The following is a 22727-nucleotide window of genomic DNA, read 5'->3' as shown; positions in this document are numbered from 1 at the left end:
CGAGCCTCATCATCCATGTTTAAAGCGCAAGCCTCACGATCAGCTCGCGCAGATAGACATAGCTTACTGCTGACTTAAGTTCTGATTTAGGATGGTTTTTATCTATTGGCTGGAATTGAATTCATGAATAAGGACTGCCTATGTTTTCCTCTGAACGCTTGAAGGGGATTGATGTGTTCGTCTGTGTTTCGCAATTCGGCAGCTTCACGGCGGCCGCCGAGAAAATGAACCTGACCGCGTCGGCCATCAGCAAAAGCATCGCCCGGCTGGAAAAAAGACTGGGCGCTCAATTGCTTCAGCGTACAACGCGAAAATTGGCGCTGACGGATGCGGGCGTTGCGTTTCTGCGTACATGTACGGGTGTGCTTGCCGATCTGGAGAACGCCGAACGTTCACTTCAAGGCGAAAATGCCGAGCCTCGCGGTCGAGTACGCATCGATCTGCCGAGCGCGTTGGGTCGCGCACAGGTGCTGCCAATCCTCCTGCAATTTGGCAAAGCTCATCCAATGCTGATACCCCACATAACGTTCAGTGAAGGTTTCGGCGATCCGTTCAAGGAGGGTGTGGACATTGTCGTGCGTATCGGAGACGCGGATGTCTGGCCACAAACGATAGAGCATCGCCTGCTTGCCAGAGAACAACATCTCTTCTGTGCATCGCCCGACTACCTGGCCCGCCATGGTGTCCCGCTGTCCGAGCAGGATCTCAAGCACCATCAGTGCATGGCTTATGGCTGGCTGGACGGCAACATCAGTCCCTGGCGTTACAGTGGCGAGCAGGGAGAGACGCTGCTTAAGCAAATCACGCCTCAATGGGTCGTGGGCAATGGCGATGCACTGATGATGGCCGCTGTGGCTGGCTGCGGGATTGCCCAGTTGCCGTCGTGGCTGATAAACCAAAAGCTCAAGGAAGGGGTGCTGGTGGAGGTACTTCCACAGCTGGCAAGCCCGGGAATGGAGATCCATGTAGCATGGGTCAAAAGCCGTGAAACGCTTCCCAAAGTTCGGGTGGTGCTGGAGGCGCTTATGGCAGGCATGTAATCGCTGATGATGGCGCGAATGCAAACACGCCAAATAGCCAGCCCATAGAGTGAGTCGCTGTGTGGTTTGGCCAATGACCCGGCTTCAATTGCTCTCAGAGACAGGTTCACGATTCAGCAACATCCGCACCTTCCCCGAGCCCTCTTCTGCATGATCAGACTTTCCCGGAGCCGAGCCTCAGTGCTCGTGCCAGAGAAATATGCCGACATTCAACCTGGCCCGCTTTCAGTCACAGGCCAACTTTCATTAGAATCGGGCCATGCGAGAAATAACCCTCCCACCCTGCCAGCACCCATCGCCCGACGCTGTCGTGACCGCCCGTGACTATGCCGACGGAGCGCTGTTCCCGACTCACGATCATTCACGCGGACAATTCGCCTGCGCCGCAAAAGGCGTGATCACCGATGAGGGCAACTGGGTCGTTCCGCCCGAGCGCGGCATGCAGGTCAACCGGTATAACTGCACGCTACGCAATGCCACGCGGGAAAATCACTGAATGCCCAAGAAACAGCCCGTCAGCAAAGAGGCCGCAACTGCCGCAGAAATCGAGCGCTCAATTCAGGCCTTGAACAAAATGGCCGAACGCCTGTGGGGCGATGGTCGAGAGGCTGAAGCCAAAGCCCTTCTCGATGCCCTTGATGCGTTGAACCGGGCGCTCGACCGGATCAGGATTGGCGAAAGTCGCCGGGCAGTGACGCTCCATTGAAGCCTACGGTTTGAGAATCAACACGGGCTCGCCCTTCTTGACGATGTAAGTCGCCAACTCCGACCCCTTGTCCGTACCGATGTTTTTGGCGATGTGCGCAACACCTTCCGGTATGAACAGTGAATCCCCGGCCTTCAGCGTCACTGCCGCCCTGCCCTCAAGTTGATATTCGAAAGTGCCGCTGATCACATACGCGACTTCGACACCCGGGTGTGCGTGCCTTGGCGAGGTCACGCCTGGCTCGAAATCGACCCGTGCCTGAATGACTTCGCGATCGGCGGCGCCCAGATCCTGGCGAACCAGATCCGTGCGGCTCAGGCCTTGTTGCCAGCTCTTGGGTTGCGTGTCAGCGGCGTGTGCGATCGCGGTCATCGAAGTGAGTATTACAGCGGTAGCCAGAAACAGTGGACGGCGCATAGTGTTGCCCTCTTGTACGTAGTGGTGTGGTGACCGCTACTTTGCGCGGGGCATGTATGGCTGATGTGTCTTAAACCCGGTATTTGTTATTGGCGTGTGTACACGGGCGTGATTGATACACGCTTATACAAACCTTTCGCTGTTCTGCTGCTGCGCCAGCAACCATGTCCGCAAGGCGACGATCTTTTTAGAGTCGGCGGTTTCATGAGGTGTCACCAGATAGAAACCCAGATCATCCTTCAAGCGCAGAGCAAAAGGCGCCACCAGTCGCCCGGCCTGCAGGTCGTCGTCGACATAGGTCGAGCGCCCGATGCAAACCCCCTGCCCGTCAACGGCGGCCTGTACGGCCATCATTGCCAGATCGAAGGTCAACCGTGGTCCTTGGGCCAGTTGCGCTGGCTGGCCCGCTGCGCTGAGCCAGACGCTCCAGTCTCCGCCGGTCATACCACTAACTTGCAGCATCGTGTGATGGGCCAAATCAGCAGGCGCATTCAAGGCCTTTGTCCCACCGAGTAACGCGGGGCTGCACACGGGAAAAATCTCATCGGACATCAAAAAATCGGCACGCAGGCCCTTCCAGTCACCTCGGCCATAGCGAATCGCGGCATCAATGCCACCCTTGCGAAAATCCACCAGATCGGTAGAAGCGCTGACTCGTACTTCAATCTCAGGAAATGCCTGCTGAAATGAAGGCAGGCGCGGCAGCAACCACTTGGATGCCACCGACACCAAGGTGCTGATGGTCAGCACGCTGTTGTTGCGCGACGCCAGCAATTGCTCCGTTGAATAGCGCAATTCGTGAAACGCCGAACGGATGCCGGGCAAGTAGGCATGCCCGTCTGCCGTGAGCGCCAAACCGTCCTTCAACCGCAGAAACAGAGGCACGCCAAGCTCATCTTCGAGTCGACGTATCTGATGACTGATCGCGGTTTGCGTGACGTTCAGCTCCTGCGCAGCCAAAGTAAAGCTCATGTGCCGAGCAGCGGACTCGAAGGCTCTCAAACCATTCAAGGAGGGCAATCTGGCGACCATATGACGTTCAATACTCATGAGATTTTGTCATACGCTAACACTCGAAATGACCTTTGCGAAACGCTCAGTGACATTGGATCCTGGCGTCCTTTCTCCACAAGGAACTGCCATGAAACTGTATTTCGCACCGATGACCTGTTCTCTATCACCGCACATTGTGCTCCGGGAACTGGGGCTGCCGTTCGAGCTGATTCGCGTCAACAACCAGACCAAACGCACCGCCGACGGGCGTGATTTTCGTGAGATCAATCCCAAGGGGTATGTGGCAGCGTTGGTGCTGGATAACGGCGAGGTGCTGACGGAGGGGCCGGCGATCCTGCAGTTCCTTGTCGATCAGGTTCCTGGTAGTGCGCTGGCGCCGGCCAATGGTGTGTGGGAGCGTTCGCGTTTGCAGGAACATCTGAACTTCATCAGCAGCGAAATTCATGGCGGCAGTGCGCCGCTGTTTAACAGTCAGATCCCGGAATCGATCAAGTCGCTCTTCAAACACAAACTGTTTTCGCGTTTGGAGTTACTGAGCCAGATGCTCGCAACACAGGACTATTTGATGAGTACCTTCGGCGTGGCCGACGCCTACCTGTTTACCGTCCTCACCTGGCTACCGACATTCAACATCGATATTGAGAACTGGCCGGTGCTGGCCGCCTACATTAAGCGCATCGCCGACAGGCCAAGTGTGCGGTTGGCGATGGCGGCAGAAGCGGCCACACAGCCGGTCTGATCCGTGCCGTTTGCGCGAACGGGCCATGTCGCCAGTGAATCTGTAAACTGGCGCAAACTTTTACTCACTCAAACAAGAGATCAGCATGGGCAACCAAGACATCACTTTCACTCCGGACCCGGACGCCGACTCGATTTCCTCCGACGTCGCGACCTTTGGCGGGATCATGGTCTCCACGCAGATTCCGACCCGTGCCGATGGCAGCCTGGAACTGGGTGGTATTACCGAGCAAAGCGAATGCACGCTGCAAGCGCTGAAAGTCGCACTGGAACGTGCCGGCAGTTCGATGGATCGGGTGATGCACCTGACTATCTACCTCACCGACATGGCTGATCGTGCGGCGTTCAACGAAGTGTACAAACGTTTCTTCGCCAAGCCGTGGCCAGTGCGTGCAGCGGTGGGCGTCGCCTCGCTGGCCGTCGAAGGCATGCGTGTGGAAGTGACTGCGATGGCCGCCAAGGCCTGACGTCACACCCTAACGCCCTGTAGGAGCTGTCGAGTGGAACGAGGCTGCGATCTTTTGATCTTTGAAATCAAGATCAAAAGATCGCAGCGTGCCGCAGCTCCTACAAAAGCGAGACCAGGTCTGCAATAGCCATCGGGCAGCACAGGCGTGCCGGGCGCGCGTTTCGCGGGTAGAATGCGCGCCTAACCGTGACAGCCTGACTAAAAAAACTATGTCCTTGCCCAAGCATCATCTGGAATTGCTCAGCCCTGCCCGCGATGTCGCCATCGCCCGTGAGGCGATCCTGCACGGCGCCGACGCCGTGTACATTGGCGGCCCGAGCTTCGGCGCGCGCCACAACGCCTGCAACGAAGTGAGCGAAATCGCCGAACTGGTGGAGTTCGCCCGCAAGTATCACGCGCGGATCTTCACCACCATCAACACCATCCTGCACGACAACGAACTGGAGCCGGCGCGCAAGCTGATCCATCAGTTGTACGACGCGGGCGTCGATGCGCTGATCGTTCAGGATCTGGGCGTGATGGAACTGGACATTCCGCCGATCGAACTGCACGCCTCGACCCAGACCGATATCCGCACCCTTGAGCGAGCGAAGTTCCTCGATCAGGCCGGTTTCTCGCAACTGGTACTGGCTCGCGAGCTGAATCTGCAAGAAATCCGCGCCATCGCCGACGAAACCGATGCCGCCATCGAATTCTTCATCCATGGCGCGCTGTGCGTGGCCTTCTCCGGCCAGTGCAACATTTCCCACGCGCAGACCGGCCGCAGCGCCAACCGTGGTGACTGCTCGCAGGCCTGCCGTTTGCCGTACACCCTCAAAGATGAAAAGGGTGGCGTGATCGCCTACGAAAAACACCTTCTGTCGATGAAGGACAACAACCAGAGCGCCAACATCCGCGCCCTGGTCGAAGCCGGTGTGCGTTCGTTCAAGATCGAAGGTCGCTACAAAGACATGGGCTACGTGAAGAACATCACGGCCTATTACCGCCAGCGCCTCGACGACGTACTCGAAGATCGCCCGGATCTGGCCCGCGCTTCCAGCGGCCGTACCGCGCACTTCTTCCTGCCGGACCCGGAAAAGACTTTCCATCGTGGTAGCACCGATTACTTCGTCACCGATCGCAAAATCGACATCGGCGCCTTCGATTCGCCGACCTTCACCGGTTTGCCGGTGGGCACGGTCGAGAAAGTCGGCAAGCGTGACATGCAGGTCGTGACCCACGAGCCGCTGTCCAACGGCGATGGCTTGAACGTGCTGGTCAAGCGTGAAGTGGTCGGTTTCCGCGCCAACATCGCCGAAGCCAAAGGCGAGTTCGATGAAGACGGCGAGAAGCGCTACCGCTATCGCGTCGAGCCGAACGAGATGCCGGAAGGCCTGTTCAAGCTGCGTCCGAATCACCCGTTGAATCGCAACCTCGATCACAACTGGCAGCAGGCACTGCAAAAGACTTCTTCCGAACGCCGCGTGGCGCTGAGCTGGTTTGCACGCTTGCGTGAAGAGCAGCTGGAAATCACCGCCACCAGCGAAGAAGGCATCAGCGCCAGCGTCACCCTGAACGGCCCGTTCGGCGTCGCCAACAAGCCTGAGCAGGCGCTGGAGCAACTGCGCGATCTGCTCGGCCAGTTGGGCACCACGCAGTACCACGCCACCGACATCAAACTGGATGCACCACAGGCGTTCTTCATTCCTAACTCGCAGCTCAAAGCCCTGCGCCGTGAAGTGATCGAAGCGCTGACTGCCGCACGCATCGCCGCTCACCCGCGTGGTAGCCGTAAAGCTGAAACCAGCCCGCCGCCGGTGTACCCGGATTCGCACCTTACCTTCCTGGCCAACGTCTACAACCAGAAGGCGCGCGACTTCTATCATCGTCACGGCGTGAAGCTGATCGACGCCGCGTACGAAGCGCACGAAGAACCAGGCGAAGTGCCGGTGATGATCACCAAACACTGCCTGCGCTTCTCCTTCAACCTGTGCCCGAAACAGGCCAAAGGCGTGACCGGCGTGCGCACCAAAGTCGCGCCGATGCAGTTGATCCACGGCGATGAAGTGCTGACGCTGAAGTTCGACTGCAAGCCGTGCGAGATGCACATCATTGGCAAGATGAAGGGCCACATCCTCAACCTGCCGCAACCGGGCAGCGTGGTCGGCCACATCAGCCCAGAAGACCTGATGAAAACCATCCCCCGCGCACCGCACTGAGTGGTTGGCGAGTGCGGTGCTTCGGCGCTGTACTCGCCCGCCCTGCTCTACCGGGCCAAATCGCAGGCATAAAAAAACGCCAACTTCTTGCGAAGTTGGCGTTTTTCAATAGATGGCAGGGGCGGCTGGATTCGAACCAACGCATGGCAGGATCAAAACCTGCTGCCTTACCGCTTGGCGACGCCCCTACAGCTCTTGTCAGCGGCTCCGTGAGGATCGCTGCGAGAACGGGGCGCAATTTAACAACATTCGTTACGTTTGTGAAGCGCGAAGTGAAATATTTTTTGTTTTAAAACAGCGACTTATTATTTTGGCCGAATTCGGGCCAGTGATCAGTGGGTTTAGCGCGGTGTATCACACTGTGTACGAACCCCGCCGCGATACAGCGCCTTTCAACAACGCCCCACTTCGACACAGGCCAGATACGTCCCTACGCTTAAATGCACTGAAGGTTTGAAGGATTCATACAGAACCCTTGGCCAAAGGCTCGCACAGGAGACGTCACCATGAAGATGGCACTGCACACCCGCAAAACCGGCACCGCGCTCGGCTTGTCGATTCTCGCTTTCTCCTTGTTTGGCGCCTTCAGCACAGCTCAGGCGCAAACCCCTGAACCTGCAGCAGTAAGCTATTCCGCACCCTCGCCCTTCGGCCCGTTGAAACATGTGAAGGCCGGCGTGCTGGACGTCGCCTACGCCGAAACCGGCCCGGCCAATGGCCCGGTGGTGATCCTGCTGCACGGCTGGCCTTACGACATTCACAGCTACGATGAAGTCGCGCCTTTGCTGGCGGCCAAGGGCTATCGGGTATTGATGCCCTATGCGCGCGGTTATGGCGATACACAGTTCCTCTCCAAGGACACCCTGCGCAATGGCCAACCGGCGGCGCTGGCCAGTGATGTCATCGACTTCATGGATGCCTTGAAGATCAAGCAAGCGGTGCTCGGCGGGTATGACTGGGGCGCACGCTCGGCGGGCATCGTCTCGGCGCTGTGGCCGGAACGGGTCAAGGCACTGGTGGCGGTCAGCGGCTACCTGATCGGCAATCAGGCTGCCGGCCAGAACCCGCTGCCGCCCAAGGCGGAATTGCAGTGGTGGTATCAGTTCTACTTTGCTACCGACCGGGGTCGCGCCGGCTACGCGAAAAACACCCACGACTTCGCCAAGCTGATCTGGCAACTGGCGTCGCCGCAGTGGAAGTTTGATGACGCCACGTTCGACCGCTCTGCCAAAGCGCTGGAGAACCCGGATCACGTCGACATCACCGTGTTCAACTACCGCTGGCGTCTGGGCCTGGTGCAGGGCGAAGCGAAATACGCAGCGCTGGAGCAGAAACTGGCCACCGCACCGTCAATCAGCGTGCCGACCATCACGCTGGAAGGCGACGCCAACGGCGCACCGCACCCGGCGCCTGAGGATTACGCCAAGCGCTTCACCGGTAAATATCAGTTCCGTTTGATCAATGGCGGTATCGGGCACAACTTGCCGCAGGAAGATCCGCAGTCGTTTGCCAAGGCTGTGATTGATGCGGATCACCTGTAGTAGCGCGCCTCCCATTGGCGCAAACAAAAAAGCAGTCAGCCGCAAAGGCTGACTGCTTGATCATTAACGTGAGTGATTAATCGATTGGCACGACGTTATCCAACGCCTTGTTCACCGCCAACTCCCCCAACATGACCACTTGCGCAATGCCCAGCAGGGCATTGCGGTTTGACCCCTCCAGCACACCTGCAAAATTACCAAGCATGACCGCGGCGGACGCCAAGGAACCGCTGGCATTGGTCAGCAAGGATTCGGTGTCGGATTGCGGGTTGACCGTAAATAGAGTGCTGGGCGTATAGGGTGTGGCCATGATCACGGCCGCCGGCAGCAGGCAATCCGGATCGGTAACCGGTGGTTCGGGTGTCTTGGACATCAGCTGAAACTCCCAACTAGTGCGGCAAGCGCTGGTTGTCGAGGACTCGACCGACCACCAGCTCACTGAGCATGATCACCTGTTGCAGGATCAGCATCTTTTTGCGCTGTGAAGGGTCGATCGAATCGGCGAGTTCACGCGCCATGTCACTGGCTGACGATAAGGTTTCAGTCGCCTCGACGAGCAGCGTTTCGTTATCGACCGTGGGATCGATGAGGTAGATCTTGCCGGTCTTGCGGGTGGTTATTGAAGTCTTCAGTGCTGAAGGATTGAGGTAGAAGTTGATCGCGTGTTCTGTTGCCTTTTTGATGTTTTGCACATCAAGGGCAGGATCGTAGGGGATTGGATCGGTTTCTGGTGGGTTGGGCGTGATTTTGAACATAAAGGACTCTTTGTCTTAAAAGAATTGAAGAGCCGTCACTTTCGCTACCAAACGAAGGGTGGCGGCCACACGTGGGTTGGTAGACCGGTCAAGACAGAGAAAAACCCCGGCGCCCCCGAAAGGGCCCCACGCATGGCCACCATATAAAAACTGAGCCCCAAAAAAGAGACTGCATAAGGTGTGACGCCATACGGTTGTCGAGAAACGGGCTACCAAACCCGATCACTGTTTTTGCAGTGACAGGGAAACGATACAGCCCGCCTCATAGCGCGTAAGCCGGCGGATTCTGGCGTACGCGTAGGTAACGGCGCAAGGTGTTGTAGCCGTTATGGCGTAACAGCTGGTGTAACTTAAACGCCTGTGCCGAGTGATGTTTAAAGGGGACTGTCAGCTTTCAGATGACAAGCACAATGCTGGGTAATCCGTTCACCTGGCGTGTTTCTTAATCTGCTTTGAGTACGAACTCGAATCCGATACCCACGCCCTTCAGTGTCTCGGCAACACGATCTATAAGTAACTCGCCTTGCTTGGGTAACGCGTACTGACCTTGAACACGGATGATCGGTGATTTACCGCGTGCACCGGGAATCTCTATGTAGATTTCACCGCTTTCGATAAAGGCGATGTAGTTGTTGATTTTCTCTTGTAGCACCAGCAGGTGCTCGCCTTGTTCGGCCTTGTCGCCCCATTCCAGATGATCAGCGATGCCCAAGATGATCTTGTTGTTGTCCCATTTTGGGATGCCCCACATGTCGATGGTTTTGGCGTCCGACACGGACATTTCAGTTCCTTTATTCCATGTAATTTTACGGTGGTCCGCGCGATTCAATCTCGCCCCGGCGACTAGTTGCAAGCCGCCAAGTCGTCTTTGAGCACAAATTCCATTTGAATGCCCACGCCTTTGAGCACCTCGGTAACGCGATCAATGAAGGTCTCACCTTGTTCGGGTAATTCGTACAGACCGTTGATACGAATTTTGGGATTCTTGCCTTTGGCTGGTGGATAGCTTTCCAACAATTCGCCGCTCTCAATAAAGGCGATGTAAGTGTTGATCTTCTCTTGAAGCAACAACAGGTGCTCACCCTGCTGGGCTTTGTCACCCCATTCCAAATGATCGGTGATAACGAGTACGACATTGTCGGGTTCCCATTCAGGTACTGCGATGATGTCGACGACTTTTGTTTCGGTGATAGACATGTCTGCTCCCTCAGAGGGTCGGGTCAGGTCGAATGATGTCGACTCTGGTAGGTGGAATTCTGGTGCCTCCGGTGAAACCGGGTTTGCCTTTGCCGACGACAGTTGCGCCGGATTTTTCTATCTCTGGAAAGCCACGTTTTTGGTTGCGGGTGAGCGGCGCCGTTTCTGAAGATTTGCATTCGACGCATGAGATATTGCCATCGGAATCGCGGCCCATCATATCAATACGCGTGCGAACACCGCTGTCGGTTTTGACGGTGACCTCACGGGCGGCTACAGGTTTAGTCTTGCTGAATTCTTCAAAAGACGCTTCTTCAAAAGCCTTGCCCTTTTGTTTGTTCTTCTCTAGCTGCGTGCTGAGCACGATGTAGATCGGTTCGAGACCTGCGTCATCGGGAAACCAGATGATTGCGTCCTGGAACTCGGGAGGATGCGCAGGATTGGCCAGAAGCGTGTCTGACTTTTCTGTCGGGGGGTATACCCACACGGGAGGTAATTGGGGCGCACCCTCCAGCGCTGGAATACCCAGTACACCGTCCGGGTTTGCTGCGGGCCTCCAGGTAAGCCCAATGCCGTTGCCTATGTCGGCGATGTATTTTTCGCCGTCCTTTTCCGCTTTGATGACGGGAACATTTTCCCAGTCCTTTTTGCCACCGGTGTAGAAGCCGTAAGCATTGACAGAGCCATCGGGCAAGGTCTTCACGTTGACGCGGACACGCGTGCGCCCCGTTTCGAGCGTGGCGTATTGGTCGTTTTTGTAGAAGGCGCTGTCCGGCGCAATGCTGTTGTTCGGCATCAGTAGCGCGACGGTGCCTACGGCGGCGCCTGCTGTTAGTGCACCTGCACTTTCGAGCAAACCTAGCGCGAGGGAGCCACCCAATCGTTGAGCGATGGCGCTGCCAGTTGTGGAGCCTCCGACCAGTTGAAGAGACGTACCTTCTGCGGTAATTGCTGCCCCTGTCGCCAGTACGGCCCACAAACCGTAGTCCGCGAGTTTCTCTACGGGGACGAATCCAGTTTGGTTGGAGTGGTTGATTTCGCCGTCGGGCAGGTTGCAGCTTTTGGCGAACACGCAACCCATGGGGTCGGATTTTGTGTCTGGCGCTGCAGGGAGGTCTTTGTATTGCGCCCAGTGTTGGGCGTTTACGTCGACGGGTTCGACGCCGCTGTTGCGGTAACCCTTGGGTGGGTTGGGGACATAGCCACTCAATCCTTGATTCCTTGTCCTGATCCTTTGAACGAGGCGCAGGGTGACAGGTGGGGTTTAGAGTGACAATCGGTGGCACTTTGACGCCATCTTCAACGGCTCGGAGGGACGAATCCACGAGCGTACTACCTGTGACAGGCTGGTGTACTGGAGAAAACGGCGGGGTTCAGTGATGCGGATCATTTTCAAGATTACCCTCACCCTAGCCCTCTCCCGTAGGGAGAGGGGACTGACCGAGTTGAATGGGAGAGGTACGCCGACGTGTGAAACCGCGTTGAATTCGAGTGAATGGACGGTTTGAGTTATTTAACGAGGCGTTTTTCTTTTGACGGTCGATAGCCAAAATACGAGCTGTAGCACTTGCTGAAATGGCTCGGCGAAACGAACCCGCACGCCACCAGCACTTCCACTTGCGACAACTCGGTGTGTTGCAACAACCGTCGCGATTCGGTGATGCGCAATTCCAGGTAATAGCGCTGCGGCGTGGTGCCCAGTTGTTCCTTGAACAGGCGCTCTAACTGGCGGCGGGACCGACCGGCGTAGACCGCCAGTTGCTCCAGCTCCAGCGGTTCTTCAAGGTTGGCGTCCATCAGCTTCACGACTTCACGCAACGGCGCGCTGACACAGATGTTTTCATCCGGTTTGATCCGCCGATACCGCGACTCTTCGAACGCCAGAATGTCTTCGACGCCCTCCACCAGCGCCTTGCCGTGCAGGCCTTTGATCCAGTCCAGCGCCATGTGGAAAGCTCCCGACGGGCTGGACGCCGTGAGCCGGTCGCGATCGATCACGTAAGGCTCGCTGCTGACGTGGGTGGACTTGGCGATTTCGGTGAGCGCCGGACGATGCTCCGGGTGGATCGCGCAGCGGTAACCGTCAAGCAATCCGGCGCGCCCGAGAAACCACGCACCATTCCACAGCCCGGCAAGACTGACGCCCCGCTCCGCCGCTGCACGCAACAGATGGATCAACTCATCCGTCGCTTTCAACTCGGTTCGATAACCACCGCACACCACCAGCAGATCCAGCTCCTGAAGCGCCGCCAGATCAATCCGCGCATCCGGGCGAATGACCAGCCCCAGATCACTGACCACCTCGCCGTCACTCAATGCCAGCGTGCGCGAAGAGAACAGGCCCGGACGGAGCAGGTTGCTGGTGATGATCGTGTCCAGCGCCTGGGTAAAGGCCGGCAGTGAAAAGTGTTCGAGCAGCAGAAAACCGGTGCGGGTCAAGCGGGTGTCAGCCGATTGCTCATTCAGATAGCGGAGGTTTTTACCCTTCATGCCCCCGCTGAATTGGCGTCGTTCGATCAAGGTCTGGTCCATCGGTCATGTTGTTATTCGCCGATAGTTGGCCTGAAGCGCCGAAGAGTCAATCGCGCCTGCGGCAGGTGTCTGCTTGCACCAGATCCGCTACGCCATCAACTCCACAATCCAATCAATAAAAACCCGCAACTTCCGGCTGACATGACGGTTCGGCGGATACGCCACGTAGAGCGGCATCGGTTCCAGTTGCCAGTCTTCGAACAAGGGCACCAACTCGCCCTGAGCCACGTGCGCATCGGACATGTATTTGGGCAGCCATAACACTCCCATTCCGGCCAGACCTGCTGCGAGATAGGCATTACCGTCGTCGACGGCCAGCACATGACGGCCCTTGATTTGCAAACGTTCACGCTCGTTATGCAAGGCATAGGGCACGGGTTTGCCGGTGCGCGCCCACAAGAAAGCAACGACGCGATGATGTGAATCTTCCAGCTCCTGTGGATGCAGCGGTGTGCCTGCACGCGCCAGGTAGTCAGGCGCGGCAAACACACCCAGTGGAAGATCCGCGACTTTGCGAGCCATCAATGACTGATCCAGCAGTTCACCTCCGCGCACCACGCAATCGACGTTCTCATCGATGATGTCGACGATACGATCACTGACGCCCATGTCGATCTGGATGTCCGGGTAGCGCGCGTGAAACCCGGGCAATGCCGGCACAAGAATATGGCGCGCCAGAGGACTGGGCACATCCACGCGTAACCGGCCACTGGGCAAAGCGGCGGCGCCGGACAGGCTGGTTTCGGCATCCTCCATGTCGGCCAGCAGCTTGATCACTCGCTCGTAATACAGCGCGCCGTCCGCCGTGACGTTGACCTTGCGTGTGGTGCGGTTGAGCAATCTGACCCGCAACCTGGCTTCCAATTGCTGGACGAGCTGGGTCACGGTGGTCTTGCTCATGTGCAGGGTTTCAGCGGCTTTGGTGAAACTCCCCGCCTCGACCACCCGGGCGAAGGCCTGCATTGCATCAAAACGGTCCACTTTTCGCCCTCTGATTGTTTGTATATTGCAAACAGTGAGCGCCAAGATTGCGCGTTTATCGCCCCACTGCAAACCCCTAATGTTGCTCCATCAACTCACTGATGGAGACACCCCATGACTCAGCGCGATGTTGTTTTTCCACCTGGACGCCAGGCCCTTTACGAACGTCATCAATACTCCCCTGCCGTGCGTTCCAACGGTTTTCTGTTTGTCTCGGGACAAGTCGGTAGCACCGAGGACGGCTCGCCCGAGCCGGACCTGAAGAACCAGGTGCGTCAGGCTTTCACCAATTTGAATGCGATCCTCAATGAAGCCGGTTGCACGTTCGACGACGTGGTCGACGTCACCGTGTTCATTGTTGATCCGCAGTCGAAGTTCGAAACGATCTGGAATCTAGTGCTGACGGAATTCTGGGGTGAGGCGCCCCACCCAACCGCCACCGCTATTGGTGTAACGTGGCTGTATGGCTTTGATTTCGAGATCAAGGTGATCGCCAAACTGCATGAAGCGATCTGATCAACCAGGAAACCCGCACACGGCCGACCCCGTTAGTTGAAGTCATTGCGTTGTTTTATGGCGTTTTTATGTTCAAGGGCTGGGTCGCGTTCCGTTGACGTGCAGAGCAGGCGTAGCTCGGCGGACTTTTAATATCAGAAAAAACCATCCCGCAGAGCACTTTGACCCCACTCCGTTGATGGTCTATATCAGTTGTTAGCCGCCAACAACCCGCCTGCTCGCAAGGAAGATCACATGGTGCTCCGACGGATCGGCCTGATAAGTACATTCGTCGCCTTGGCGTCGTTTCAATCAGGCTGCACTTCGCAGCATGTTCACCAATTGGAAATCAAGAAATATGTAGCGCAGCCCAATAGCCTGATCAAACAGATGGATGGCAACGCTTCTATACTTTATGAGAGGGATGGGCACTTCTATACCGCCGGATACATCGCCTACCTCGCAGGGTACGATAAAGAAAGCGTTCAGGATTTTTCCTGTTATACCCAGACACCCGACGAAATCACGACCCTCAATGCAATCTGGGTTTCACTGTATGCCTCGTTTCCAACGATGTGGGACTATCGACACGAAATCACCAGTAGCCTTCACTCCTTGCATGGCGGCGATGCGCAAGCGGTTTACGAGCGCAGAAAACGTCTGAAAGCACTGATCATCGAATCGATACAACCGGGATCCGGAGCGCAATCCTGGCAGACAGGTTTTCTGATCCACGCTTTTGGCGACAGTTACGCCCATGTACACGGTGAACCTCCAGAAGCTTATGGTCGCCTAATTGGCCACACTATCCCGACGCTTTTCGGCAACAGTCCTGACGCGATATTTCTAGCGAATAATCATGTTCGATACCTCGAATTCGTCACCGGACTTTTTGATGCGCTATCACAAGGTCAAACGACATTTCCTGCAGACAAAGATGCACTTGTGCGCTTTAAAAAGGAGATTTCGAAGCAAGCCGAACTGGGAAGTGATGGAGATAAAAAAGTCACGATCATCGTCAAGCAAGGTAACGTCAGTTACGACTGGGAAAAGAATGAGGAAATCTGTGGCGTCAAGGACAGCGAGATCGACCGATCGGCAGTAAGGCTCTTCTTGAAAAAAATGTCTGGACAACTGGACGAGGCCATCTGAAATGAAGTGGCTCGCAGTGTTTTTTTTCCTGCTGGTCGGATGCACTCATACCCCACAGAAACAAGGCATTGCCGTATGGAATCAGCCTCGTGCTGAAAGTCCGAAAATCCAGTTCCTGGGTGTCGGTGGCTGGCTGATCACCTGGGAAAAAGAACAACTTGTTTTTGCGCCTTTTTTCTCCCGGACATCGATCTACAAACTACCGTTCAACACCACCCCTGATGTAGCAAAGATCGATCAATCGATGCCTGTCGCTCCGCAGGCGACCATGATGCTGGTAGGACATGGCCATTACGACCACCTGTTGGATGTTGCTTATATCGCCAGGCACCAGGCTAAGGAAACGACCATCTATGGTTCCGCAAATGTAAAACATATCCTCACCGCGGAACTCCCGGATGAAAGAGTCGTTGATGTGCAGCCGATGCTCGGCCCTGCATTTTCCACTCCGGGCCAATGGATTTCCTCTCGCGGGGGACGTATGCGCGCCATGCCTTTGAAAAGCCAGCACGCTCCGCATTTTCTTGGATACCACTTAGTCCCGGAAGATGGCTATCGGCGAGATTTGCAACGCCTGCCCCGGTCTGCCTGGACCTGGAAAGCCGGCCAGCCAATCGCTTGGCTGGTGGATTTACTGGATGAAAACCAAAGGCCTGTATACAGGATTCACTATCAGGATTCGGCCGCCACGCCACCTTACGGATTTCCACCTGTACTGGAGGACGGCAAAGCGATAGACCTGGAGATACTGTGCGCCGGCAATTGGAATCAAGTACGCGACTATCCGAAAAAGTTACTTCAAGTCACAAAACCAAAGAGAGTGCTGGTGGGGCATTGGGAGAACTTTTTCGGTGGCGATATCAACGCCTCGACCAGCATTCCTTTTTTGGATTTCAAAAGGCTGATCGCGGTTGTAAAAGCGGCTGCACCCCAGGCGACGGTAAGCGTCATGGCACCGCTCTCAGAAATGAGCCTGCCCGTTCATTGAGGCGTCAGCGCCCACTGGCGAGCTTCCGACAGTTAGTTTTTCCAGAGTTTCGACCGCGACTTGTATCTGCCGAGGGCCTGAGGGGTAGCCTTTGCCTCGTTCAATGAGTATAACCTCGCCGATTCGTCTACCCTGAGTTCGCGCCTCACGCCGCCTCTTCAGCCATTTTGACGCTCACGAAACGGAGATTCCCATGCTCAAACGAACCCTGGCTCTGACAGCCGGCCTGGCCCTGTCCTTTTCTGCGCTGGTGTCGCAAGCCGCTGATGTATTGCGGGTCAGCGCCATTCCCGATGAAGCCCCGACCGAGTTGCTACGCAAGTTCGAGCCACTGGGTGCGTATCTGGAACAGCAATTGGGCATGAAGGTGCAGTTCGTTCCGGTGGCCGATTACCCGGCGGTGGTTGAAGCGCTGGCCACCGACCGTCTCGACATGGCCTGGCTGGGCGGTTTCACCTTTGTTCAGGCGCGTTTGAAGACCGACGCCACCACCCCGGTGATTCCGCTGGTGCAACGTGAGCAGGACGCGCAGTTCACCAGCAAATTCATCACTGCTGATCCGAGCGTCAAGAGCCTGGCTGACCTCAAAGGCAAGACCTTCGCCTTCGGTTCGGTATCGTCCACCTCCGGCAGTTTGATGCCGCGTTACTTCATGCTGAAAAATGACAACATCAAGCCTGAGGCGTATTTCAGCCGCGTGGCTTATTCCGGCGCTCATGACGCTACCGTCGCCTGGGTGCAGGCCGGCAAGGTCGATGCTGGTGTGTTGAACGCCAGTGTCTGGCAGAAACTGGTAGATGCCGGCAAGGTCGACACCACTAAAGTGAAAGTCTTCGCCACCACCCCGACCTACTTCGATTACAACTGGACGGTGCGCGGCACCCTCGATCCGGCATTGGCGGCGAAGATCAAAAAAGCCTTCCTTGATCTCGACCCGGCCAACCCTGAGCAGAAGAAGATTCTCGACTTGCAGGCAGCCAGCCGTTTCATCGATACCAAGCCTGAAAACTACAAGGGCATCGAGGAAGCCGCCCGCGCTGCCGAACTGCTGAAATGACCTTACGCCTCACCCAAGGCAGCCTGCGCCACGCCAATGGAGTCGACGCCCTGCGCGGCGTCGACTTGCAGATCGGCGCCGGCGAACAGGTCGCCATCATCGGCCCGTCCGGGGCTGGAAAATCGAGTTTGCTCAACCTGCTGGCCACCGCGTTACGGCCCAGCAGCGGTGACATTGAAGTGCTCGGCGAGCGTACCTGGCACTTGTCCGCCCGGCAGCGACAGCGTCTGCGCGCGCGAATCGGCCTGGTGCATCAGGCGCCGCCCCTGCCACCGCGTCAGCGCGTGGTCACGGCGGTGTTGGCCGGCAAACTCGGCCAATGGAGTCTGGGCAAAAGCCTGCTGAATCTGTTGCATCCGCTGGACGTGCCCGGCGCTCGCGCGGCGTTGGCGCGCCTGGATCTTGCCGACAAGCTGTTCGCCCATTGCCAGCAATTGTCCGGCGGCCAATTGCAGCGTGTCGGCATTGCCCGGGTGCTGTATCAGGCGCCGGAGATTCTGCTGGCCGACGAACCGGTTTCGGCGATGGACCCGGTCATGGCCGGTCACACGCTGTCGATCCTGTCGCGCCACGCCCGCGAACACAACGTCACGTTGGTGGCGAGCCTGCATGCGGTGGATCTGGCGCTGTCGCACTTCCCACGCATCATCGGTCTGCGTGACGGGCAGATTCTGTTCGACAGCCCTTCCGATCAAGTCAGCCACAAGATGCTCGACGCGCTGTACGCCAACGAACAACTGCAATCGCCGACTGCTGCGGTAGCGCCTTTGACTGTGCAGATTCCACGATGCTGAACGTCGATTCACGCGACCCCGCTGCGTGGCCGCGACTGCTGCTGACAATCGTGGCGATTGCCTTGTTGTGGCCGGGAATCCAGATCAGTGAACTGGACCTCGGCGTGCTGCTGCCCGACAGCCAGAATGAAATGGGCCGGTTTGTGGCGCAGTTCTGGCCGCCGGCACACGATGAAGCGTTTTTGCAGTTGTTGTTCAAAGCCACCTTGCAAACTCTGGCGATTGCCACTGCCGGCATGGCGTTGGCGCTGCTGTTGGCCGTCCCCGCCAGCCTGCTCGCCAGTCGCGCCTTGTCGCTGTCTGCGGCCTCACGGGGTGGCGTGCCAAGCCGTTGGGGCCGGTTGCTGCGCTGGCCGGTTCGCGGTGTGTTGATCTTCCTGCGCAGCGTGCCGGAGATCGTCTGGGCATTGCTGTTTGTGCGCGCGGTCGGCCTCGGGCCGGCGGCGGGTGTGCTGGCAATCGCCATCACCTACAGCGGCATGCTCGGCAAGGTCTACGCAGAAATTTTCGAATCCACCGACCAACGTCCGGCCCATGCCTTGTTGCAATCGGGCAGCGGCCGGCTGGCGAGTTTTGCTTACGGCATTCTGCCTAATGTCGGTGCCGAACTGCTGTCGTACACGGTCTATCGCTGGGAATGCGCAATCCGTGCTTCGGTAGTGATGGGGTTTGTCGGTGCCGGCGGCCTGGGACAGCAGATCGACCTGTCGATCCGCATGTTCGCCGGCGGTGAAGTCGCGAGCATTCTGTTGACCTTCCTGCTGCTGGTGATGGCGGCCGATCAACTCAGCCGCTTGCTGCGTTGGAGGCTGGCATGAATCGCCTGATCAATCTGTTGCTCATCACGGGTATCGGCGTGGCGGTTTTCGCTTCGTTTGCTTATCTGAGCCTTGATCTTGGCGAACTTGGTAGCGCCACCAGCCTCAAGCAGATGGGCGCGTATGTGCAGCGCTTTCTCAGCCCGGATCTGAGCGCGAACTACCTCAAAGCCATCTTCCACGGTTCGATGGAAACGTTGGCCATGTCGGCCCTTGGCACCCTGCTTGCGGCGCTGTTCGGCATCGTTCTCGCCCTGCCCGCCGCCGGGCGTTTCGGCTGGCCGCTGCAAAGTGCCTCGCGCCTGCTGCTTAACGGCCTGCGGGCGATTCCGGAATTGGTCTGGGCCGCGCTGATGGTGCTCGCCGCTGGCCTCGGCCCGAACGCCGGCACCCTCGCCCTCGCCCTTCACACCACCGGCGTGCTGGGCCGATTGTTCGCCGAAGCACTGGAAAACACCCCCCCGCAGCCCGCCGAAGCGATCCGCTTGCAGGGCGGCAACCCGGTCATCGCCTTCTGCTACGGCACCCTGCCCAACCTCGCCCCGCAACTGCTCGCCTACATTTTGTACCGCTGGGAAAACAATATCCGCATGGCCAGCGTGCTGGGCTTCGTTGGCGCGGGCGGTTTGGGGCAGATGTTGTATGTGAGCCTGAGCCTGTTTCAGGAAGCGCAGGCCAGCACGGTGATTCTGGCGATGCTGGCGCTGGTGTTTGCGGTGGACTGGTTCAGTGCGTGGAGCCGCCAGCGCTGGGTCAAGGCGTAAAAGCAGATGATGGCGAGTGGATATCTAGTAAAAGCTGATTATGCTTCAGGAAACCGCGCAGCAATGCGCGGCGGTCAGACTGTGCACGCTTTACGCGAGAGCAATGGCGACAGATGCCACAAGGCCAGAGTGCAGTAAGCGATATGTGGAACTCCGGCCTACAACAATAAGCACGACGGAGAACACCTATGGCCACAATCGACACAGCATCCACAGGCAGTCCACCCCGCAGCGGCGGCATCACCAAGGAGGAGCGCAAGGTCATCTTTGCCTCGTCCCTTGGCACGGTGTTCGAGTGGTACGACTTTTACCTCTACGGCTCACTCGCGGCGATCATCGCCAAGCACTTTTTCGCCGGCGTCAACGAGACCACGGCGTTTATCTTTGCCCTGCTCGCCTTTGCCGCCGGATTCGCCGTGCGGCCGTTTGGCGCGATCGTGTTTGGTCGGCTCGGCGACATGATCGGGCGCAAACACACGTTCCTGATCACCATCGTCATCATGGGTGTCTCTACGGCTATCGTTGGTTTGCTACCGGGCTACGCGACCATCGGTGTCGCCGCGCCCGTGATCCTCATCACTCTGCGATTGCTGCAAGGCCTGGCGCTGGGCGGTGAGTACGGCGGCGCGGCCACTTACGTCGCCGAACATGCGCCACCGGGCAGACGCGGTTTCTTCACTTCATGGATTCAAACTACCGCGACCCTCGGCCTGTTTCTCTCGCTTCTGGTGATCCTGGCCTGCCGCACCGCGCTGGGTACCGAAGCGTTCGAAGCCTGGGGCTGGCGGATTCCGTTTCTGCTGTCGATCCTGCTGTTGATCGTCTCGGTGTATATCCGCCTGCAACTGAGCGAGTCGCCGGTGTTCCAGAAAATGAAGGCCGAAGGCAAGGCGTCCAAGGCGCCGCTGACCGAGTCGTTCGCCCGTTGGGACAACCTCAAAGTGGTGATCATGTCGTTGCTCGGCGGCACGGCCGGCCAAGCCGTGGTCTGGTACACCGGGCAGTTCTACGCGTTGTTCTTCCTCCTGCAGACGCTGAAGATCGACCCGCAAACCGCCAACCTGCTGATCGCCGGCTCACTGCTGATCGGCACACCGTTCTTCGTGATCTTCGGCAGCCTGTCCGACCGTATCGGCCGCAAACCGATCATCATGGTCGGCTGCATTCTGGCCGCGCTGACTTACTTTCCGATCTTTCATGCGCTGACCCAGTACGGTAATCCCGACGTGTTCATCGCTCAGGAGAAAAACCCGGTCAAGGTGATCGCCAATTCCGATCAGTGTTCGTTCCAGTTCGATCCGGTGGGCAAGGCCAAATTCACCAGTTCCTGTGACCTCGCGAAAACGCTACTGGCGAAACGGGCGATCCCTTATGAAAACATCGAGGCCGAACCCGGCACCGTGGCGCAGGTGCGCATTGGCGACAAAGTGATCGAGAGTTTCGAGGGCAGCGCCCTGCCGGCCGCCGACTTCAAGACCCGCAACGATGCCTTTACCGCCAGCCTCGGCACGGCGCTGAAGGACGCCGGTTACCCGGAAAAAGCCGATCCGGCGAAAACCAACTACCCGATGGTGCTGCTCCTGCTGACCATTCTGGTGATCTACGTGACCATGGTTTATGGGCCAATCGCGGCATGGCTGGTCGAACTGTTCCCGACCCGCATCCGCTACACCTCCATGTCACTGCCCTATCACATCGGCAACGGCTGGTTTGGCGGTTTCCTGCCGACCGTGGCGTTCGCGATGGTCGCGGCCACCGGGGATATTTACTACGGCTTGTGGTACCCGATCGTGATTGCGGTGATGACGGCGATACTCGGCACGTTCTTCCTGCCGGAAACCAAGGATCGCGACATTCTCAAAGACTGAGTCCAGCGCTCCGCCCTCTTGTATGGAGGGCGGAGCACAGGCCTCAACGCAGCAACCAGCGTGACAGCAGGCGAGCACTCAACGGCAACATCCAGTAGACCATGTTGAAAGAAATCATCCCGGCCACTGCCACCTTGAACAGCCATCCCGGCCACTGTAGATCTGCCAGTTCCAGCAGCGTCGCCAATCCCCAAGGCATGCTCACCGTTAGCGGCAAGACGACCAGCCATGACAACACCCATTGCTTCCAGCGAACGCCCGTGTGACTGCTCATGGTCGCTGTCGCCTGAGTACTGCCCGTTGATAAATACGATCACGCGCCAACGTCATCGGGTCGGTACTGAGGCTGATACCGTCGAGTAAACGTCCCGGGCTAAATGCCATACGCTGCTGAGCCTCGGCCGGTTCCAGTGCATCAAGACTGAAAATCCCCAGTTCAACTTCCTCGTTCTGACGCGACCACGGGATTGAGCCATCATCGACGGCGTCTCCCGACGCCGCCAGTTGCAGCACCAACCGAATCTTCAACGAGCCCTTGCTCAGTCGCGCGCTGATTTCCTCCTGCAAGTAATCAGCGGGCATCGCAGCCGCTTGGGCATCACTCAACGTTGGCTGCGTTTGCAGGGGTTCGATGCGATAACGGCCAATCAGCTCATCGCCCTCACGATTGATGAACACCAGCGCGTTAACACCGAAGTACTCGAGTGCCACATAGCTACGCGGCGCCGGTTTGGGCGCTTCCAGGAAATGCTGAGCCCGTGGATGGTTCGCCAGAAAGGTTTGCAGTGGCTGGGGATCCGGCGGCGTGGCGACATTGGCGGCAATGCCTTGTAGAAAGCTCAGAAAATCTGCTGGCGTGGCCACCGGAAAGCCGTCGAACGAGTGTGCCACGATATCGGTGGACTCGCCGTTCGGCAGGGCAAAACGCACGGCTACCCCCCTCGGGCTGGCCATCGGATCCCCGTCAGCGGTCGCCGGTACACCGCTGAAGTTGGAGAACCGCAGCACCACCGGCACCGTTTGCCCTTGCAGGTGGGCAGCTCGGCTGATGGAGCCGGCGACGCCTGAAGCCTTGAACGTGCCGCTCACCAACAGCCCTTTGGCATGGGTTGCCCTGAATCCGGGGTGACGACCGAACGTTGCATTGAGCGCATCGAGCAAAGCGTCGTACAACCGCTCCTGGGGCATAGCGTGATTCCTTGC

Annotated in this window: 26 protein-coding genes and 1 tRNA gene; 15 read left to right on the top strand and 12 right to left on the bottom strand. The window is 57.7% G+C overall.

The window, feature by feature from the left end:
* Positions 1 to 140: 140 nt before the first annotated feature.
* The 3 genes from ACA074_RS12875 (at position 141) to ACA074_RS12865 (ending at position 1746) form a co-directional block, all read left to right on the top strand.
* Positions 141 to 1040, top strand: a complete 900-nt coding sequence (locus tag ACA074_RS12875) for a LysR family transcriptional regulator (RefSeq protein WP_497679178.1) — start codon at positions 141 to 143, stop codon at positions 1038 to 1040.
* A 310-nt stretch (positions 1041 to 1350) separates the two neighbouring features.
* A complete protein-coding gene (locus tag ACA074_RS12870) occupies positions 1351 to 1536 on the top strand; it encodes a cupin domain-containing protein (RefSeq protein ID WP_497679177.1) in 186 nt (61 codons plus the stop codon).
* Positions 1537 to 1746, top strand: coding sequence for a hypothetical protein (locus tag ACA074_RS12865; RefSeq protein WP_497679176.1), 210 nt, complete (start codon positions 1537 to 1539; stop codon positions 1744 to 1746). It begins immediately after the preceding gene.
* Between the two features lie 3 nt (positions 1747 to 1749).
* Here the strand turns inward: ACA074_RS12865 and ACA074_RS12860 are convergent, their stop codons facing one another.
* Entirely contained in the window at positions 1750 to 2163 is a 414-nt protein-coding gene (locus ACA074_RS12860) for a cupin domain-containing protein (RefSeq protein ID WP_497679175.1), read from the bottom strand.
* Between the two features lie 123 nt (positions 2164 to 2286).
* The gene (locus ACA074_RS12855; protein ID WP_497679322.1) at positions 2287 to 3195 is read right to left on the bottom strand and encodes a transcriptional regulator GcvA; all 909 of its coding nucleotides are present in this window, start codon (positions 3193 to 3195) and stop codon (positions 2287 to 2289) included.
* A 109-nt stretch (positions 3196 to 3304) separates the two neighbouring features.
* Here ACA074_RS12855 and gstA point away from each other — a divergent pair, with 109 nt between their 5' ends.
* The 3 genes from gstA (at position 3305) to ACA074_RS12840 (ending at position 6582) form a co-directional block, all read left to right on the top strand.
* Positions 3305 to 3916, top strand: coding sequence for a glutathione transferase GstA (gstA, locus tag ACA074_RS12850; RefSeq protein ID WP_497679174.1), 612 nt, complete (start codon positions 3305 to 3307; stop codon positions 3914 to 3916).
* An 85-nt stretch (positions 3917 to 4001) separates the two neighbouring features.
* Positions 4002 to 4382: a RidA family protein gene (locus tag ACA074_RS12845; protein ID WP_497679173.1), complete on the top strand. Its 381-nt coding sequence runs from the start codon at positions 4002 to 4004 to the stop codon at positions 4380 to 4382.
* A gap of 211 nt (positions 4383 to 4593) precedes the next feature.
* Positions 4594 to 6582 carry a peptidase U32 family protein gene (locus ACA074_RS12840; RefSeq protein ID WP_497617994.1) on the top strand — a complete coding sequence of 663 codons (1989 nt, stop codon included), beginning with the start codon at positions 4594 to 4596 and terminating at the stop codon, positions 6580 to 6582.
* 113 nt (positions 6583 to 6695) lie between these two features.
* Here the strand turns inward: ACA074_RS12840 and ACA074_RS12835 are convergent.
* Positions 6696 to 6770, bottom strand: a tRNA-Gln gene (locus ACA074_RS12835).
* A 318-nt stretch (positions 6771 to 7088) separates the two neighbouring features.
* On the opposite strand from ACA074_RS12835, the gene ACA074_RS12830 reads away from it, so the two are divergent.
* Complete coding sequence (locus ACA074_RS12830) at positions 7089 to 8123, top strand: alpha/beta fold hydrolase (protein WP_497679172.1); 1035 nt, start codon at positions 7089 to 7091, stop codon at positions 8121 to 8123.
* 76 nt (positions 8124 to 8199) lie between these two features.
* Here the strand turns inward: ACA074_RS12830 and ACA074_RS12825 are convergent, their stop codons facing one another.
* From ACA074_RS12825 to ACA074_RS12795, 7 genes are all read right to left on the bottom strand, one after another.
* Positions 8200 to 8496 carry a DUF6124 family protein gene (locus ACA074_RS12825; RefSeq protein WP_497679171.1) on the bottom strand — a complete coding sequence of 99 codons (297 nt, stop codon included), beginning with the start codon at positions 8494 to 8496 and terminating at the stop codon, positions 8200 to 8202.
* Positions 8497 to 8512: 16 nt separating this feature from the next.
* The gene (locus ACA074_RS12820; protein ID WP_497679170.1) at positions 8513 to 8878 is read right to left on the bottom strand and encodes a DUF6124 family protein; all 366 of its coding nucleotides are present in this window, start codon (positions 8876 to 8878) and stop codon (positions 8513 to 8515) included.
* A 442-nt stretch (positions 8879 to 9320) separates the two neighbouring features.
* On the bottom strand, positions 9321 to 9659 hold the full coding sequence (locus tag ACA074_RS12815; protein WP_489879766.1) for a DUF6572 domain-containing protein: 339 nt from the start codon (positions 9657 to 9659) through the stop codon (positions 9321 to 9323).
* A 62-nt stretch (positions 9660 to 9721) separates the two neighbouring features.
* Positions 9722 to 10075, bottom strand: coding sequence for a DUF6572 domain-containing protein (locus tag ACA074_RS12810; protein WP_187680391.1), 354 nt, complete (start codon positions 10073 to 10075; stop codon positions 9722 to 9724).
* Between the two features lie 10 nt (positions 10076 to 10085).
* Entirely contained in the window at positions 10086 to 11285 is a 1200-nt protein-coding gene (locus ACA074_RS12805) for an S-type pyocin domain-containing protein (RefSeq protein WP_497679169.1), read from the bottom strand.
* A 299-nt stretch (positions 11286 to 11584) separates the two neighbouring features.
* On the bottom strand, positions 11585 to 12607 hold the full coding sequence (locus ACA074_RS12800; RefSeq protein WP_497679168.1) for a GlxA family transcriptional regulator: 1023 nt from the start codon (positions 12605 to 12607) through the stop codon (positions 11585 to 11587).
* Positions 12608 to 12694: 87 nt separating this feature from the next.
* Entirely contained in the window at positions 12695 to 13588 is an 894-nt protein-coding gene (locus tag ACA074_RS12795; RefSeq protein WP_187680388.1) for a LysR family transcriptional regulator, read from the bottom strand.
* Positions 13589 to 13702: 114 nt separating this feature from the next.
* Between ACA074_RS12795 and ACA074_RS12790 the strand changes: the two genes are divergently transcribed.
* The 8 genes from ACA074_RS12790 (at position 13703) to ACA074_RS12755 (ending at position 21524) form a co-directional block, all read left to right on the top strand.
* Positions 13703 to 14104 carry a RidA family protein gene (locus tag ACA074_RS12790; RefSeq protein WP_489879764.1) on the top strand — a complete coding sequence of 134 codons (402 nt, stop codon included), beginning with the start codon at positions 13703 to 13705 and terminating at the stop codon, positions 14102 to 14104.
* Positions 14105 to 14296: 192 nt separating this feature from the next.
* Entirely contained in the window at positions 14297 to 15235 is a 939-nt protein-coding gene (locus ACA074_RS12785) for a hypothetical protein (protein WP_497679167.1), read from the top strand.
* Position 15236: 1 nt separating this feature from the next.
* On the top strand, positions 15237 to 16223 hold the full coding sequence (locus tag ACA074_RS12780; RefSeq protein WP_497679166.1) for an MBL fold metallo-hydrolase: 987 nt from the start codon (positions 15237 to 15239) through the stop codon (positions 16221 to 16223).
* A gap of 193 nt (positions 16224 to 16416) precedes the next feature.
* On the top strand, positions 16417 to 17280 hold the full coding sequence (locus ACA074_RS12775; RefSeq protein WP_497679165.1) for a putative selenate ABC transporter substrate-binding protein: 864 nt from the start codon (positions 16417 to 16419) through the stop codon (positions 17278 to 17280).
* Entirely contained in the window at positions 17277 to 18074 is a 798-nt protein-coding gene (locus ACA074_RS12770; protein WP_497679164.1) for a phosphonate ABC transporter ATP-binding protein, read from the top strand. The genes ACA074_RS12775 and ACA074_RS12770 overlap by 4 nt, the downstream gene beginning before the upstream one ends.
* Positions 18068 to 18892, top strand: a complete 825-nt coding sequence (locus ACA074_RS12765) for a PhnE/PtxC family ABC transporter permease (RefSeq protein WP_497679163.1) — start codon at positions 18068 to 18070, stop codon at positions 18890 to 18892. Before ACA074_RS12770 ends, ACA074_RS12765 begins: the two co-directional genes overlap by 7 nt.
* Complete coding sequence (phnE, locus tag ACA074_RS12760) at positions 18889 to 19656, top strand: phosphonate ABC transporter, permease protein PhnE (RefSeq protein ID WP_497679162.1); 768 nt, start codon at positions 18889 to 18891, stop codon at positions 19654 to 19656. The genes ACA074_RS12765 and phnE overlap by 4 nt, the downstream gene beginning before the upstream one ends.
* Positions 19657 to 19844: 188 nt before the next feature.
* On the top strand, positions 19845 to 21524 hold the full coding sequence (locus ACA074_RS12755) for an MFS transporter (protein ID WP_401264904.1): 1680 nt from the start codon (positions 19845 to 19847) through the stop codon (positions 21522 to 21524).
* Positions 21525 to 21567: 43 nt separating this feature from the next.
* Here the strand turns inward: ACA074_RS12755 and ACA074_RS12750 are convergent, their stop codons facing one another.
* Together ACA074_RS12750 and ACA074_RS12745 are read right to left on the bottom strand one after the other, a co-directional pair.
* The gene (locus ACA074_RS12750) at positions 21568 to 21798 is read right to left on the bottom strand and encodes a putative antibiotic biosynthesis monooxygenase (RefSeq protein WP_489879757.1); all 231 of its coding nucleotides are present in this window, start codon (positions 21796 to 21798) and stop codon (positions 21568 to 21570) included.
* Positions 21795 to 22712 carry a catalase family peroxidase gene (locus ACA074_RS12745; protein WP_489879756.1) on the bottom strand — a complete coding sequence of 306 codons (918 nt, stop codon included), beginning with the start codon at positions 22710 to 22712 and terminating at the stop codon, positions 21795 to 21797. The genes ACA074_RS12750 and ACA074_RS12745 overlap by 4 nt, the downstream gene beginning before the upstream one ends.
* Between the last annotated feature and the right edge of the window lie 15 nt (positions 22713 to 22727).

This window comes from Pseudomonas sp. LBUM1655, from assembly GCF_059716085.1.
The sequence above is the reverse complement of the archived record's forward strand: the minus strand, read 5'-3'. Positions and strand labels throughout refer to the sequence as shown.

Excerpts from the sequence above, each read along its gene's own strand:
- ACA074_RS12755 (WP_401264904.1), top strand. The coding sequence starts at position 19,845 with ATGGCCACAATCGACACAGCATCCACAGGCAGTCCACCCCGCAGCGGC.
- ACA074_RS12745 (WP_489879756.1), bottom strand. The coding sequence starts at position 22,712 with ATGCCCCAGGAGCGGTTGTACGACGCTTTGCTCGATGCGCTCAATGCA.
- ACA074_RS12750 (WP_489879757.1), bottom strand. The coding sequence starts at position 21,798 with ATGAGCAGTCACACGGGCGTTCGCTGGAAGCAATGGGTGTTGTCATGG.
- ACA074_RS12820 (WP_497679170.1), bottom strand. The coding sequence starts at position 8,878 with ATGTTCAAAATCACGCCCAACCCACCAGAAACCGATCCAATCCCCTAC.
- ACA074_RS12865 (WP_497679176.1), top strand. The coding sequence starts at position 1,537 with ATGCCCAAGAAACAGCCCGTCAGCAAAGAGGCCGCAACTGCCGCAGAA.
- ACA074_RS12765 (WP_497679163.1), top strand. The coding sequence starts at position 18,068 with ATGCTGAACGTCGATTCACGCGACCCCGCTGCGTGGCCGCGACTGCTG.
- ACA074_RS12770 (WP_497679164.1), top strand. The coding sequence starts at position 17,277 with ATGACCTTACGCCTCACCCAAGGCAGCCTGCGCCACGCCAATGGAGTC.
- phnE (WP_497679162.1), top strand. The coding sequence starts at position 18,889 with ATGAATCGCCTGATCAATCTGTTGCTCATCACGGGTATCGGCGTGGCG.
- ACA074_RS12875 (WP_497679178.1), top strand. The coding sequence starts at position 141 with ATGTTTTCCTCTGAACGCTTGAAGGGGATTGATGTGTTCGTCTGTGTT.
- gstA (WP_497679174.1), top strand. The coding sequence starts at position 3,305 with ATGAAACTGTATTTCGCACCGATGACCTGTTCTCTATCACCGCACATT.
- ACA074_RS12855 (WP_497679322.1), bottom strand. The coding sequence starts at position 3,195 with ATGGTCGCCAGATTGCCCTCCTTGAATGGTTTGAGAGCCTTCGAGTCC.
- ACA074_RS12775 (WP_497679165.1), top strand. The coding sequence starts at position 16,417 with ATGCTCAAACGAACCCTGGCTCTGACAGCCGGCCTGGCCCTGTCCTTT.
- ACA074_RS12780 (WP_497679166.1), top strand. The coding sequence starts at position 15,237 with ATGAAGTGGCTCGCAGTGTTTTTTTTCCTGCTGGTCGGATGCACTCAT.
- ACA074_RS12815 (WP_489879766.1), bottom strand. The coding sequence starts at position 9,659 with ATGTCCGTGTCGGACGCCAAAACCATCGACATGTGGGGCATCCCAAAA.
- ACA074_RS12840 (WP_497617994.1), top strand. The coding sequence starts at position 4,594 with ATGTCCTTGCCCAAGCATCATCTGGAATTGCTCAGCCCTGCCCGCGAT.
- ACA074_RS12860 (WP_497679175.1), bottom strand. The coding sequence starts at position 2,163 with ATGCGCCGTCCACTGTTTCTGGCTACCGCTGTAATACTCACTTCGATG.
- ACA074_RS12810 (WP_187680391.1), bottom strand. The coding sequence starts at position 10,075 with ATGTCTATCACCGAAACAAAAGTCGTCGACATCATCGCAGTACCTGAA.
- ACA074_RS12790 (WP_489879764.1), top strand. The coding sequence starts at position 13,703 with ATGACTCAGCGCGATGTTGTTTTTCCACCTGGACGCCAGGCCCTTTAC.
- ACA074_RS12845 (WP_497679173.1), top strand. The coding sequence starts at position 4,002 with ATGGGCAACCAAGACATCACTTTCACTCCGGACCCGGACGCCGACTCG.
- ACA074_RS12825 (WP_497679171.1), bottom strand. The coding sequence starts at position 8,496 with ATGTCCAAGACACCCGAACCACCGGTTACCGATCCGGATTGCCTGCTG.
- ACA074_RS12800 (WP_497679168.1), bottom strand. The coding sequence starts at position 12,607 with ATGGACCAGACCTTGATCGAACGACGCCAATTCAGCGGGGGCATGAAG.
- ACA074_RS12830 (WP_497679172.1), top strand. The coding sequence starts at position 7,089 with ATGAAGATGGCACTGCACACCCGCAAAACCGGCACCGCGCTCGGCTTG.